General features: G+C 60.7%; 7 protein-coding genes. All 7 read right to left on the bottom strand.

Annotated elements, in window-relative coordinates:
* Positions 1-1,934, bottom strand: a 1,934-nt coding sequence (locus ABIE56_RS22110) for an amino acid adenylation domain-containing protein (protein ID WP_429245972.1), incomplete at its 3' end; no start/stop codon positions are given.
* 286 nt (positions 1,935-2,220) lie between these two features.
* Entirely contained in the window at positions 2,221-4,218 is a 1,998-nt protein-coding gene (locus tag ABIE56_RS22105; protein WP_429245971.1) for a hypothetical protein, read from the bottom strand.
* A gap of 6 nt (positions 4,219-4,224) precedes the next feature.
* A complete protein-coding gene (locus ABIE56_RS22100; RefSeq protein ID WP_429245970.1) occupies positions 4,225-6,600 on the bottom strand; it encodes a hypothetical protein in 2,376 nt (791 codons plus the stop codon).
* A 15-nt stretch (positions 6,601-6,615) separates the two neighbouring features.
* On the bottom strand, positions 6,616-8,916 hold the full coding sequence (locus ABIE56_RS22095) for a hypothetical protein (protein WP_429245969.1): 2,301 nt from the start codon (positions 8,914-8,916) through the stop codon (positions 6,616-6,618).
* An 11-nt stretch (positions 8,917-8,927) separates the two neighbouring features.
* Positions 8,928-11,978 carry a hypothetical protein gene (locus ABIE56_RS22090; protein ID WP_429245968.1) on the bottom strand — a complete coding sequence of 1,017 codons (3,051 nt, stop codon included), beginning with the start codon at positions 11,976-11,978 and terminating at the stop codon, positions 8,928-8,930.
* Between the two features lie 45 nt (positions 11,979-12,023).
* Positions 12,024-14,318, bottom strand: a complete 2,295-nt coding sequence (locus ABIE56_RS22085) for a hypothetical protein (RefSeq protein ID WP_429245967.1) — start codon at positions 14,316-14,318, stop codon at positions 12,024-12,026.
* Between the two features lie 322 nt (positions 14,319-14,640).
* The gene (locus ABIE56_RS22080; protein ID WP_429245966.1) at positions 14,641-15,360 is read right to left on the bottom strand and encodes a hypothetical protein; all 720 of its coding nucleotides are present in this window, start codon (positions 15,358-15,360) and stop codon (positions 14,641-14,643) included.
* Positions 15,361-15,448: the final 88 nt, after the last annotated feature.

Here is a 15,448-nt window from a genome sequence, read left to right as displayed (position 1 = left end):
CCCCACCGCCGCTTCGCCTGCCAGCAACTGAGTCTAAGCAACGCCGACCGCCGCGCCCCCCCCCCCCCCGCCCGCGGGGGGGGGGGGCGCGCGCCCCCCCCCCCCCCCCCCGCCCCCCCCCCCCCCCGGGCCCCCCCCCCCCCCCCCCCCCCCCCCCCCCCCCGCCCCTCGATCGTGGCTGCCACGGCAGCCGGTGTCGGCTCCGCGAAGAAGCCCACGAGGGTAGGGACGGCGGAAAGCTCCGCGTGGATCCGCGCCATGGCACGCGTTGCCAGCAACGAATTACCGCCGAGGTCAAAGAAGTTGTCTTCGCGGCCGACGCGTTCCACGCCGAGGGTTTCCGCGAAGACGGTGCAAAGGGCAAGCTCGGTACCGCCCCGCGGGGCAACAAACGCCGCCGCCAGCTCCGGCCGGGCACGATCCGGCGCCGGCAGCGCCTTGCGATCGAGCTTGCCATTGGCATTGATCGGCAGGGCCTCCATCCGCACCCACGCCGTAGGAACCATGTACTCCGGCAGTGTTTGGGCGAGCTGGTCCCTGTAGGAGCGCGCTTGCGCGCGATCAGTCGTGCCATCAACCGGCACGTAATACGCCACCAACCGCTTATCCCCCGGCTGGTCCTCCCGCGCAATCACCGCAGCGGCAGCAACACCAGGCAGCGCCCGCAGCGCAAACTCCACCTCACCCGTCTCAATCCGATACCCGCGAATCTTCACCTGCCCATCCACCCGGCCAATGAACGCAAGGTTCCCATCAGGCAGGTACCGCACCAGGTCGCCGGTGCGATAAAGCATTCCGTGCTCAGAGGCGATAAACCGCTCGGCGGTCAGCTCCGGGCGGTTAAGGTAACCCCGCGCCACACCGGTACCGCCGATATAAAGCTCACCCACTTCATCGCTAACGACCGGCTGGCGGTTCTCATCCCACACATGCAGCGAGGTCTCGCCGATGGCCATGCCAATGGGAATCGCGCCCGCGTCATCCGGCAGTTCATGCGGAATGCGGTAGGTGGTGGTGAACGTGGTGCACTCGGTCGGGCCGTAGCCGTTCATCAGCGTAGTGGCCGGCAGTGCCGCGAGCGCCTTGCGCACATGCGGTACCGAAAGGGCTTCGCCGCCGGTCAGGATGCAGCGCAGGCCGGCCAGGTTGGAGGCGTCGTCATCGACAATCGCGTTGAACAGGGCAGCCGTCAGCCAGGCCACCTCCGCGCCATGCTTCTCCACGGTGCGGGCAATCCCGCACCCGGTGGGCACGCGCTGCTGATAGACCACGCAGGTACCACCATTCAACAGCGGCCCAAAGATCTCCAGCGTCGACGCATCAAACCCCAACGGCGCCGCATGCAAAATCCGCGGCGCATCAAAATCAATGTAATCCGATTTCAGCACCAGCCGAAGAATCGACCTATGCCGAATCTCCACGCCCTTAGGCGTCCCCGTCGACCCCGACGTATACATGGCATAAGCCAAGTCATCGCCCGTGCCGTTGTAGGAGCGCGCTTGCGCGCGATGGTACTGCGCCACGGCATCCAGATCCCCGATGCCAAACACCGGAACCTCAACAACCTCAATCGCCGAAGGCTCATCCGCAATGACAGCAGCAACATCGGCATCACGCAAAGCAAAAGCCACGCGCTCCGCCGGCCACGATCCGTCAATCGGCAGGTAGGCAGCACCTGCTTTCAGCACGCCGAGTACCGCAACCACCGCCAGCGCCGACCGTTCCATCAACAACGCAACGTAAGACCCGTTCTCCACCCCGGCCGCCATCAACCCCGCGGCGACCACATCACTACGCGCATCCAGCTCAGCGTAGGTGAGCGTCAGGTCGTCAGAGGCGATCGCCACCCGCTCGGGGTACTGCGCGGCAATCCGCCCAAAGCGACCCTGCACCGTGGCATCGAGGGAAACATCCGGGAGAAACAGATCATTCATGGTCACGCCCCGTGCTACTGGACCGGCGCCGGGACGGCATAGGCCGAATGGCCAGGACAGCGGAAAGCGAGCCAGCCGAGCCGGCCGGCAAGCCCTTCCGCATCTCCTGGTCCCTCAAGCCCCACACCATCCCATCCGCGTTCATGCGATCCCCCGTTACCTTGCGCAGGGCTTTCAGCACCTGCGCTCGCGGAATCATTTATAGGCTTTGGAAGGGGCGGGGCCTATACAACCAGCGCGCTAGCCGGGGGTGGGCGTTTGGCCGATGGCGGGGCCGGCCAACGGGTCACTCGAAGGTGATGTCGTCATATAAGACGGCAGTAATGGCATTCCCCGTGTCGTGCACGATACGGAGATGTGAGACAAACTCCAGATCCCTTGCAAGTTCATTGCTGGGAACAACGACAGTCGCGAAGTTCGCTGTGAGATTGGTAGAGACACTTACTGCTCGGGTAGTAAGGTCTGCAATATTCAGGTAAACGACCTCCACGACGGCACGGTGCGACGTCGATCCACTGGTGCGCAGGCGCAGTGCGATCCGCGATCGTGGGCGTACGCCGAAATGTGGCGTGAAGTAGTGGACCCGACCGGCGGGTGTTGTTCGAATAGAGAGACATGATCCACGATTTGAGGCGGGATCGGGGGCGATCGTCACATTGCCGCCGTCTGTTGAAATGCTCCACCGCTCAAAAGCGAAGAGTTCGCCATGTTCGCCAGGAGGAAGATCATTGAATGTCTCCGTGAATCTCTCGATCTGTTCCGCCCAGGCATATCCGGTGACAGCAATGATATCGTCCAGACTCACGCCTTGGCTGGTGCCCGCAAGTATACGGAGCCAGGCAATGCGTCTTTCATTATCCGCCGCCTCGAACTGTGCCCGCCCTGTGATCGTTACGTGGCGTGTTTCCAGTGCTGCGCCGCTTTGATCATAGGTGACGACCAGCGCAGGATACGCCGGGGTCCGTATGGCCATAGCCACGGTTAGCTTCGTCACCGGGCGGTCGAGGCGGATCTCTGCTTCCGAGCCATCTGTAACAAGGCTAAGGTAAGTGCCCGTTAGGTTAGGGTCAGTGGCAGTCGCGGCATTGGAAGTGATTTGTCCGGCGGTACATTTAACGCTGAGAAAACGAAGTCTTTGCTTCTCTCCAGCGCGCAACCCGATGGCTCCATCGAACGATTCACATTCCATCGCTCGCCCCCGAGCGGCACCCGCATGTACAAGAGTGTAGGACGTAAGGGGAAAATCCACACGCTCGGCTTCGCCACCCCCACCCAAAGACACACTGCATCGAAGTATCAGGGTGCTCCCGTCAAGCATGGGCTCGAGCAGATCTGCAGGGAATGATGTGATGAATCCTTCCGCGAGATTAGCGTTCGTCACCGATGTACCATCGGCAATCACCACGGCGGTGGATCCGTCAGCGGTCGTACCTTCCAGGGTGATCCAGATCAGTTGGTCATCGCTGATGCCAGGCCATCGTTGTATCTCGACGGGGACGCTTCGCCCGAAGGCATCCATCGCAAGTAATCCAGAGGTTACCCCAGGAATCATAGGTGCTGGAAACGTGGCTCCCTTCCCATCGACGTGTAACGTGACGGATGGCGACCGCAGGTGGCGAAGAGCTAGCGTTCCCGCAAAGGTGTCGACAGTATAGGAGACGATCAGGGTGCGTCCGATGGCCCTCAGCAGTGCCGGCAAAGGAAGCCGTCCCAGCGCAGGGTCGGCGTCAAGCATGGCCACGCGATCCCATCCGCGCCCCTTGTCGTTTGTGGTGTCGTCGATCTCCCAGAAGAACGTTATTTCGCTGCCGGGAGGTACGAGCCAGGGTTGGCGAGGCGCTACGAGCGCGAGGGGTTGCGCGGCGGGATCGAGTTGAACAGTGCCTTCTTTCGCTTCCGGCAGCTGTGGGGCCAGCAAGCGGCTGGCAGCCGATACCGTTATCCTGCGAGTACGTGATGTGGAAGCGATGCCATCGGGCGAAAGTACTGTGTACGCAACGTGGACGACGCCAGGTCGCAAGTTTGCTTCCACTACCGGAACGGTGAATGCCAGCGGTGCATTAGCACGTTTCATTTCCTGCCATGGCGTTTCATAGGGTGGGGTGGGCGAATCGCCATCGCCCACCCCAAACCATCGCACCTGCACCAATGTCCCTACTGGGCGACCGCCGCCTTCCACAACCACGGCCACACCGTGCGCTTCCATGTCGTCGATGACGAGAACTTCGCCATCGTCGTTCTCTGTGCGCTCGACCCAAGGTGGGGCGTCAGATAACGCAGTCACCGTTGATTACTCGAAGGTAATGTCATCGTAGAACACCGTGGTCACGGTAGTTCCGTTGCTATGGACGATACGGATGTGTGAAACATATTCAACGTCGCGTGCCACGTCGCTCACAGCATCGAAGATGACCCGCTGCGCCGACTGACTTAATTGCACTCTCTTGTTCACCGTGCGTAGGGTAAGGTCTTCCCGGTTGATGTAGATAACGCTTACGTCGGCAGCGTGACCGGTGACAGAGCTTGCACGGACATAGAGTGAAACGTGGATTCGTGGGCACACCGCATACTGCGGAGTGAGCTGGTGAACTTTGCCCTCTGGGTCCATGTGGATAGCCAAAACATGACCGTGCATGCCGCCGGGCGCATTCTCGATAGCCACTTCTCCGCCGTTAGCGTTGATGTACCAACGGTCGAATTCGTAGTGATCCCCATGCGTGCCCAACGGAAGGTCGTTGAAGGTCTCTGTAACCGGCGTTTGGCGGATGTCCCACGTGCCTCCAGTGGTGACCTGCAGGTTATCGAAGTCTGCGTAGTATCCCTGCGGTGAGATGACTTCCAGCGCGGCGACGCGTTGTGTCCCGGTTGGCTTGATCCGCAGGCGGGTTTCGGACGTGGCGGGATACCGGTTGATCTCGATCCCATCGGTATCGTATGCGATGACTTGGAGAGGAAAACTGGCGCTGCTGGGCTTCACGTCTATCTGTGCGGCAGTTGCGGCATGGTCAAGGGTGATGCGGGCCGTCACGCTCGCGAGCTGCTCGTTCAGGCGTACATGCCGTCCCTTCAGATAGGTACCATTGGTCGAGGCACTTTGCAGCCGGCCGCCGATGGGACGGATCCGTGCGAAACGGAGTCTGTAGGTTTGCCCATTCGGCACGATCGTCGCCGGGTCTTCGAACTGCTCTATCTCGTACATGCGGCCACGGATCGCGGTTCCTCCAGTGAGTAGCTTGAAGGTGCTTGTCGTAAACACCACGGCACCTCCCTCGCTTCCACCACTAAAGTTAACTTTGCAGGTTGCGATCAGGTTTGAGGCATTCTGCCAGGTCTCAAGCAGACCGCGGTCGACCGGCACCTCAAGCCCTGTGGCGATCATGTCCTGCGTCACCGGCGTGCCGCTATAGATAATGATCGTCGCGGGTTTGCCGTCCCCGTCGAAGCCTTGAAGATTCAGCCATACAGTCTGGCCCACGCCTATCAACAACCACGGGTCTACCAGTACTTCCGGGCTCTCAGTGAAGGTCGAAAGATCCAATATGTTGGTAATCGTGTCGGCCCGATCGATGCGTGGCTTAGGAAGCTGAGGGTCACCGTCATTCAGCCGCCCAATGTTCAGGGCAAGCACTTGGGATTGAGATGTGCCGCCACGCGTAACCGTAAAGAACACATCGACCAGTTGGCCCAGGTGCTGACCTACGACCGGTGGCGGCACCTTGATCCGTAAGGGACGCGAGCCTGCCTGGGGGGGAGACGTATAGCTGCCAAACGTCACCGTCACGCTATCCGTGGCGACCAGGTCTGCCTCGATCAGTACGGTGGCACCGTCACGTGCAGCGTGCGGCAACAGGGTATCGGCGCCACCGGTCTCTTCGACGCGCGGAGCGGGATAGCTAGCTGCACCGACCACATCAAACTGAACCCATTCCGATTCGAAGTGATCCTCTGGACTGGCGGACACTCCAGCAGGAAGGGGTGTATCGACTGTGTAGCGGATGGCGATCTTTCCTGCAACTCGCTGTAGATCAGCCTTGGGTAACGTTCCCTCGGTTGCACTTCCGCCTGTAGAGCGGACCTCGTCGTAACCCTTTACGGGCTGGCCGCCAACGTCAGTGCCCTCCCAGAAGAAGCGCACGGTGCTCCCGCTTGGGATGCTCGCCTGACTTGGTGCGCGCACTGTCGCTCCGCCTGGCGGCACGTTGGCCAGCAAGATCTTGCCATCGACGGCTTCGGCGACTTCCACCGGCATGAGACTTCCGCCGGCTTCGACATCAAGATTGTAAATGGGTGATGGCACGGTTCCACCTTGTGCCTTATAGACCTCATAACTCACGGCGACCCTGCCAGCACGAGCGTTGGCTTCATCCTTCGGAATGGCCACGTCAAGAGCCGCGTTGTCACGGGTGATCTCGATGAGCGGGCTTTCGTAGGGAGGGACCGCATCGACGTTCTGGAGCCAGGCGGCCGCGACGCTCGCCCACCGCACTTTGATCCATTCGCCTTTAAGGCCGCCGTGCGAGTACACCTCAACCTGGACCGATGGTCCTGTCACGTCGGCAAGCCTCAAGACCTTTCCTTCGTCGTTCACGGTGCCCTTGACCCAAGGTGGTTCAATGGCGGTAATAGTGGATTTGATAGGGCGGTGGGCGCGGTACGTCGTAATCATGGGGTTCTCCTTTCCTCACACGATGGATAAGTCGTCATAGAATGCGGTGACTTCGTGATTACCGTTCTCATGTACGATGCGCAAATGCGACAACAACTCGTTTTGTCGCGGAAGGTCCTGTGGGGTATCGAAAGTGACAAGTTGCGTTGCCGCGTGTATTGAGATCCTTCGAGATACCGTGCGAAGGTTATGATCATCCTGATTGAAGTACGCGACATGGACGTGCGCGGTGTGTGGATCTACACGACTGCTGCGGACCTTGAGCTGCACAGACTGGGTCGGTCGAACGCCGAAGCGCGGCGTAAAATGGTGCACGTGACCTTCCGGAATCATGTGAACGGCTAGCGCCTGTCCGACCATGCCGCCAGGTGCGTTCTCTATCTCGATATCGGCTCGGTCGGCGACGATGCTCCATCCAGTGATATCAAGCCGCGGCCCGTAACGACCGGGTGCGATATCGTCGAACGTTTCGAACACCGGCTCTCGCTCCATTGACCAAGGCTCACCGGTATCCACAAGGACGTTGTCGAACCACGCAATGCCATCGCCCGTGGTCCACAGTTCGATACGGCTTATCCACCGTTGCCCTTCGGTGTCCTTCAGTTGAGCCCAGCCAGGCGTGTCCCGGGTGAGAAAGGCTACGCGTTGCGCGGATTCGTCGAAGGCTGCAATATGAATGGGTAAGCCTGGGCCATTCGGCGAAAGGCCGATGCGTACCTGGGGCGCAGGTTGATTGAGTGTAAGTTCGCTATGGGCGCCCGCTTCGATCCAGTGCGGCGAGAATAGCCCGTCAACGTAGGGTGGCGCTTCGCCTGGGGCGGTATAGAGGTTGCCCTTTATCTGGCGGAGCGTCATGAAACGAAGCTGTACGTCCCGCTGGCGTATCAGTGCGACAAGGTCGTTGAAATCTTCTGCTTCCCAGGCGCGACCACCTTGAATTGAACCTGTCCGCAGCGTATAGGTGCGGGCGCGCAATGTGGTGGCGCCCTCTATGCCGCCACCACGGAAGTTGACGTAGCAAGTGATCTTCAGGGCGGACCGATCACGGAGCGCCTCAAGGTCGCTACGCTCAACCGCGATCTCAATGCCGGTGTCGATCCAGCGCGATTCTACCGTTGCACCGTTCAGTAGGGAGATCTCGGCCGGTGTGCCATCCCGGTATTCGCCACGAAGCGTGAGCCACACGGTCTGGCGACGATCCATCAGAATCCACGGATCGACGACGATATGGGGATTTCCGCTAAAGCGGCTCAGATCGACGTCATCGCCGTCAGCGACGTCCACGCGGGGTTGTGGCAGCTGCGGATCGTTGGGAGCGAATCCAAGGATGTGAATCGGGAGGGGGGAAGAATGGGATCGCACACCATTACGTTCGATGGTATAGCCGACGATTACGGATTCGTTTAGCCGTATTCCGATTTCACCTGGGGGAATGATAATGCGTAGCGGCCGGCTGCCTGGGATCGTTTCGGCGAAGTAGTTGCCGAATGTAACGCTTACCCTATCGCTCGCTACCAGTTCGGCATCGATCAGGCAGGTGGCACCGTTTCGAACTGCGGGAGGGACGAGTGTGTCGCCCGTAAGTTCAATGATCTCGGGTGCTGGCCATGCCTCCGAAGCACCACTGATACGAAATTTTCGCCACTCTGAATCGTAGGACGCAAGCGGGGTGGCGAAATGATGAACAGAGGTTGCGGTATCGACGCGGTAGCGGATAGCGATTTCGGCGACGCGTTCAAGGTCCGCAATCGGTAACGTGCACTGTGTAGGTTGGCTTCCATTGTCGTAGCCCTTAGCTGTTCCGCGTACCGGCTGCTGCTGTCCATCGATACCTTCCCATTCGAAGGTGATCACGCTCCCGGCAGGCACCGTACCGGGTTGGTGAGGAACGGACATGGTGGCGCCAACGTTCAGCTTCGTCAGGTCGATAACATCGTCGGTGGCTTCGATGACATCAATGGGAAGTAGCCGCGGCGTGCTGATCACGAGCAGGTGTCGAGAATCGGAGTACACCATGCCGAACGATGTCGTTACCTCATAATCCACTTCGACCTGGCCTTCGCGCGCGATGACCTCAGCGATCGGAATAAAGAAGTCAAGCGGATAGTGGTTACGCGGCAGCTCCTTTGGCTCAGAACGATAGAGCGGAAGCACGCCGCCGACGGCGCCCCACCGGACGACAAATGTATCCCCCTTCAAGCCCTCGTGGCCGTCGCAGCGAACGGTGACGTCGGCGCGAGGCTCCAGTACCTCGCCAGCGTCGCCAATGGTGTCGAGAACCCAGGGAGAGGGATACGCGAGTGGCTTGACATCCATGTCGGGTACTCCTATTCGAACGTAATGTCGTCGTAGAAAACAGTGGACCCCAGATTGCCGGCATGGGCGACTCGCAGGTGGGATACGTATTCGGTATCCCTCGCCAGATCGCCCACCGCGTTGAACACGATGTACTGAGCAGATGAGCTCAGGCTCACCGTACGGCTGATGGTGCGCAGACCGCGATCTTCGCGGTTGATGTATACGACCTGGATAGTGGCCTGGTGTGCCGATGTCGCGCTGCTGCGCATGGTTAGCGATATGCCGATCCTTGGGCATACGGCGTACTGAGGCGTCAGTTGATGGATTCGGCCGGCGCCGGGGTCCATGTGTATCGCCAAGGCCTTCCTCGTCATGCCCCCAGGTGCGTTCTCGATCTCGACGATGCCACCTTCAGCATTGATGTGCCACCGGTCGAATTCATAGTGATTCCCGTGGCCGCCAAGCGGCAGATCGTCGAATGTCTCAATGACAGGAGGGATTTTGATGTCCCAGGTGCTCCCCGTTTCGACCAGTAGCTTGTCGAAGTCAACCGTCTGGCCGGCCTGGGACTGAAGATCAAGCGAGGCAATAGGCGAAGTACCCGGCGTGCCTCTCGGAGGGAAGCGGACGATCTCTGGTGCCGTGACGGGTTGCCGCCACAATTCGTTGCCATCGATATCGCGCGCTGTTACCGATGCGAGAAAGCTTGTGTTCCTGGGGCGGACGCCGATGGTGACGACCTGCGCGGGATGATCGAGCCGGATGGTCGCGGTGACACCGGCGGCGCTCTCGTAGAGGAAGGGATGCCGTCCTGCCAGATAGGGGGGCAAGGTGGTAGAAGCCATCTGAATTCGCCCGCCGACTGGTCGGATGGTCGCGAAACGCAAGCGATAAACCGTGCCGTTGCCCACGGTGGCGGCGGGGTCTTCGAACTCTTCCAGTTCGTACGCTCGGCCTTGCACCGGCGGGGCGCTGACGCGCAACCGATAGGATTTCGGGGTGAGAAGGATGGCTCCTGCCTCGTCTCCGCCGCGAAAATTCACTTTGCAGGTAACGACGATTTCCGATGCGTTCTTCCAGGCCTCCAGTAGGCTTCGAGCGATGACAGCCTGTAGGCCAGTGCTCATCATGTCCCGGTCCACAGGCGTCTCGCTGTACAGGATAATGGTGTCGGGGCGTTCGTCCTGGCGGGTGCCTTCTACGCGTAGCCACACGGTCTGGCCGATAGCCATGAGCAACCACGGATCGACCAGGGCCACCGGGTCGCCCGCGAACTCGCCCAGATCGATGATGCCGGTGCTATCGTCGGCCCGATCGATGCGCGGTGTAGGCAGCTGTGCATCGCGATCGAGGAAGGTGCCGATGTGAAGCGGTAGGCTGGAGGACGTCCCCGGCGACCCGTTACGTGTAACGGTGTAAGAGACGATGATTGTTTCGCCGAGGTGCTGCGCAACAGCAGAGGGCGGCACCTTCACCTGCAAGGGTCGCGCGCCGTTGACCGCGGCACTGGTGTAGCTACCAAACGACACCATGACCTGGTCCGTCGCAACAAGATCGGCATCGATTACCACGGTCGCGCCGTCGCGGGCGGCTACCGGTAGGAGCGTATCGCTGCCGCCCGTCTCGGCGACACCCGGTGCGGGCCAAATGGCCGCACCGGCCACCGTAAAGGTGACCCAGGGCGACTCCATGTGATCATCGAGTCGCCCGCTATCGGCAACATATCGAACCGCAATCTTGCCCGCTACACGTTCGAGCACACTGCGTGGGAGCAGAGCGAGGGTAGGGCCAACGCCGTCGTCGCGAGCCGTGGTCCACCCTTGAATCGGTGCGCCCGAAGTGTCCACACCTTCCCACGAAAAAGTGATCTCGCTCCCTGAAGGGATGAGGGATTGGTGGGGCGCCCGCATCATCACACCTTCCTGAGGGACGTCTGCCAGACGAATAATGCCGTCTTCGGCTCCGGGAATCTCCACCGGGAGAAGGCCGGTCTTGGGTTCTACATACAGCTGTAGCGGAAGGGAGGGCAATGGCTCAACGCCTGATACGGTGATCGTGTAGGAGACACTGACGTTGCCTACCCGCCGATTCGCTTCTGTAAGCGGCATCGTGAAAGTGAGCGGCTGGTTCGGTCGTGCAACGGGCGATCTGGCCGACCATGCTTCGCCCGTGGTCGGTAGCCAGACAAGTTCGACCGTGGCGCCCGAAGCAGCTCCGTGATTCTCGACCAATATCGTGACGTGGTCGTCCTCGAGATCGGCGAGCCGTAGCAGCACTTGCGCATCATTTACAGTGCCGACGACCCACGGCTTAGGGGGTGTCTGGATAAATACATCCACCGCAGTGATCAGGGAAAATTTCGACCAGTTCTTGACGATGTCCTCGATCTCGTACTGGACCAGCTTGTGCCCGGCTCCGCCCGCGTCCTCAAGGTCCGACCGGCTGAGCGTGAGCGTCGGGGGTACGAGTCTGCTGTCAACGGCGGGGCAGGTGAACGTGTGGCCGGACCAGTGAACCCTGAGAACATCACCTTGCGCGATATTCCGCCACGGCTTCACATCGACATTGACTGTCACGTTTGATTCATCGGGCACGGGTGAAGGAGTGATGATGGCGGCAACGAGGTTTTCATTGATGTCGCGGCTATCGCCAACGGGATCGTGGCCACCTGGCAACGTGCACTTCACGATGACCTGGGTTGACAATGATCTGTCCACACCGCCGAAGTAGACGTACCGATACCATGCGTCGTACACCCCATCGCCCGTATGGCGGTCGTCGTCGCCGGGAAATTTTGTACCAGCGATGTCACGGCCGGGCACTTCAAATCTCACCGTCGAGGTGCCCGCGTCAACAGCAACGGTGGCGATTGGCGTGGTGGCGCTTGCACCCCAAAACAATTCCGCCGTAGCGGGAAGATCGAAGATGTATGTAGCGCAGGTTATGACGACGGTTTTGTTGGGTGATTCGAGTAAATCGTTGTAGCCAAGGCCTCCGTCCTGCGCGCCAAAGACGGTCGGAGCCGGGAGGTTGTCGACGGTGGGCTTGTTGGAGAACGGCGCGCCAGAAATGCGTTTCATGGGGATCTCCCTATCAGTTTGCTTGCCATCGCGTTGGCATGTCTGTCAATGCAATAGCTTGTCAACAGTCGCGAGTAGGTCGCGAATATTACCCATGGCGCCGCGAAGGAGCGCCGCGAGCGTACCCATCGTGATCGCACTCGTCTCTAGCGTGGCGGGAGGAAGCGTGCCGCGTGGATCCAGCAGGATCGGGGTCACCTTCGAAACCACCGTGCCAACGGCGTTAGTAATCTCGTACCGGAGGTGCATGTGGTACACGTTCCGGCTACCCAACCCCGGGAAGCGATCGGCATTCATGCGGATGAGCATATGCCGCACGGGGATTGGCGGACGCGTCGGCCTGGTGCCTGGGCCACCTGGTTCTGCCACTTCGCCGGTATCGGGCGGGTTAACCACAAGCGGCACAGGCACCGTGAAACGATTCGCCTGGTCGGCATCGCCATCCTCCGCGCCGAACCCGGGCACCGGAATCTCTCCATCGGCATGCGCCTGGCCGGGATAGACCGCTGCGTAAACGATGATCTGATCGTTGGGATCGAAGATCTCGTAGGCCGGGATGGCAATCGGCGTGCCATCGAGCATGGCATCAAGGCCGATCAGAACGCCGACCATTTCCGGGAGCAGCGCCGCTGCCAGCGTGCCCTTGCCCGGTAGCGCCTCCCGTGTTTCGACGACGATCGTCTTGATCGGTGATTTCGAGATATTCGTTCCGCCACTGGCAAGATCCCGCTCGACCCAATACGACACGGCTTTATCGCCCGCGCCGTTCGTAAAGATGATAGCGTTGGGCAGGTTGATGGTCAGGGGTTCGTCCGGGGTGGCGAGGTCAGCGGCCGTCACGGCGTAGACCGGAAGTACGTCATCCTCGTAATGGACGAAAATTCGATCGCCTGCGGCGAACACCAATTCGCCATCGTCCACGCCGAGTTTTGCGATCCGAACGGTCGCGTCCTGGTCCGCGTCACCGATCGGAATGCGATCCTGATTACCCTCACCACTGTCTGGCCATACCACGGGTGCAGCGAGGTTATCGTTGGGCTCCGTGCCAGGATCCGGGTCACCGCCGCCAGCCACGTGCAAGTTGACGACTACCGCGTGCGTGGGTGATTTCCCGACCGCCTGGGTGTCCTTGTAGATGGTGTAGCCAACATCGATATCCACCTCGGCATCGCCACCATCGGGGGCGTTTGCAAGCCAATCGTCGAGGATGGCGCGATATGGCACCACCACTCGGATATCGTCGGGATCATCGATCGGCACGCGTACGGTGTTAGATGATCCCCAGTGCACTTGAACAAGGTAGCCAGCCTTGATCTTGTCATTGGGGGGAACCCCCACCTCGAGCGACGTTCGGGCGTCTTGTTCGTCGACTAACTGGTAGCCTGTGTCATTGTCGTAGGCATCGACGGTTGGCTCTAGCAGATCGCCGATGACGTCCCTCAGCAGCACGCTTACCCTTGTTGGGTAGGAAAGCGCCGATTCCAGGGCTTCACGGGCAACAATTCTGTACTGGAAGTCAAGGACGCTGTCGCCGAAAAGCTCGACGAAACGGCGAGTAAAGCGAACGGTGACCGTGCCCGTGTGATCGTAGTCGACACGACCGATGTCGTCCTCGTAGGGATCCGGGACGCCTGCGATAAAGCCCTTGATGATGTCGCCGGCTTTCTGCCCGGTCCACCCTGGGACACGTGCTTCGATGTATTCGACACCGTCTTCCTCAATGAAGGAGTCCGGAGTGATGCCGTTCTCCATGATGTCGTCGGAGAACACCAATTGCCCAGCGAAGGATGAATTCGGTGCCGGGCCAACGTTGTCCGCAGCTATGCGTTGGGAAGGACCCTCGTCGATGCCGCCGGTGTAGTGCACCTGATATTTCAACTCCTGAACGCGATAATCACCACGGGGGCCCAACATGTCCCTGGGGACGCTAAAAATCGCGACGTCAGGCGTCACCGGTGAAAACGGATCGCCAGGATCTGATGGCCGGACCTCCACGGGCGGAACGACCGGTACACCACCTACAAAGATGTAGATCGTCTCCAGGCCAAGGAAGTCGGGCAACCCGGGCGGGGGGGAGTTCAAGGGCCCGATCTCGACCGTAATGCTGTCGTCGTCCCAAGCGCTGGCAAGAACGAGGTTATCGTGTGGCACGCCATCGGGCAGATCCTCGATGGGTGGGGCGATGGGCTTGACCGCCGCCTCATAGGTAAGGGCGGCGTTGATCGCGGCGGTGCGCCGATGACGCTTGGCGAGGCGGGCAGGATAGAGCTTGCGCGGAGCACCATTCGCATGGCCATGGGCAAAGCCACGGCAGCGCGCCTTGATCGACTTCCCTTTCATGTCACTCTCCTGGAGGGGTAGGCAGACACCGCCCGGGCCGTCCTGGGCGCAGACCATCCGCTGCGCACTTCATGTCGGCTTCCGTTGCTCAGATCATCCGTGGGCTTGACGCGTTCCGTACTCGCCAGGCTGACCCGGGGGTATCGCGAAACCAATATAACTCTAGGATATAATTATAAAATATACCCTTCGTTGTAGGCGCGACCGTCCGTTTCCGGACACCATTTTCATGCCGAAATTCGCTATGCCGCCGCAACCCGCGTCACGCCTCGGTTCGCACTGTCCGGTTCCGGTCAGCGCGTCCGAAATCGATCATTTCCCCCTAGCGGATCGCGATGATCCACAGCGCGGCCCCCTGAACAGGTGCCGCTGTCCAGTGCACCTGGTAGGTGCCGGCCTTGTCGACCTGCCGCCACGCGACGGCTCCCTGCACACCACTCTCATCGGGCAGCTGCAGGAAGCTATCGATCAGGGTGAACCCGTCGCCAGGCGTGGCCGTCATGCGCTTTACGCCGCCGTCGCCCCACCAGAAGGCAAGCAACGTGGCGGGGCCGTCCACGGTGATCTCCTTGCTCGCCACTTCCAGGGCGGGGTCGGCGTAGTTCTGAGCGAAGGCCTGTACCCGGGTGGCGTTGCGTACCTCGATAAAGGGCAGGGAGAGCTCGCCCTTGGGCTGCTCCGGCTTGGCAATGGAGACCTGATGGCCGGGGCCGCCTTTTGCGGCCAGCACGACATACGCTTTTACATCGAACCGATCGCCGTAGTTGGCGTAGGTCATCGCACGCCCGAGCGATTTCCAGCGGTTTCCATAGGTGTCCTTCAGCGAACCGTCGTTGCCGGCATAGCCCGCGTTAAACGCGATCAGCACACTCCCGTTAGCCGCCGTATCCATCGGCGGCGTCACCGCCGGGTCGCTGCCCAGCCCCTCACCCTGGCCCAGGAACACATGCGCCCCCAGCGAGGGGCCGGGCTCGGTGGCCATGGCGCCCGGGCCGCTCAGGCCCAGTGCGGCAGTAACGGCGATAGAAAACAGCAAGCGCATGCAAACCCTCCAAAAGTTGTACTTGTCACGAGGCGATAGGTGGGCCACGCTGCACGCTGCGGCGTGTTGGGTATACCGGGAACGCGCC

The organism is Luteibacter sp. 621, assembly GCF_050435445.1.
Lineage (GTDB): Bacteria > Pseudomonadota > Gammaproteobacteria > Xanthomonadales > Rhodanobacteraceae > Luteibacter.
The sequence above is the reverse complement of the archived record's forward strand: the minus strand, read 5'-3'. Positions and strand labels throughout refer to the sequence as shown.

Excerpts from the sequence above, each read along its gene's own strand:
- ABIE56_RS22095 (WP_429245969.1), bottom strand. The coding sequence starts at position 8,916 with ATGGATGTCAAGCCACTCGCGTATCCCTCTCCCTGGGTTCTCGACACC.
- ABIE56_RS22100 (WP_429245970.1), bottom strand. The coding sequence starts at position 6,600 with ATGATTACGACGTACCGCGCCCACCGCCCTATCAAATCCACTATTACC.
- ABIE56_RS22090 (WP_429245968.1), bottom strand. The coding sequence starts at position 11,978 with ATGAAACGCATTTCTGGCGCGCCGTTCTCCAACAAGCCCACCGTCGAC.
- ABIE56_RS22085 (WP_429245967.1), bottom strand. The coding sequence starts at position 14,318 with ATGAAAGGGAAGTCGATCAAGGCGCGCTGCCGTGGCTTTGCCCATGGC.
- ABIE56_RS22080 (WP_429245966.1), bottom strand. The coding sequence starts at position 15,360 with ATGCGCTTGCTGTTTTCTATCGCCGTTACTGCCGCACTGGGCCTGAGC.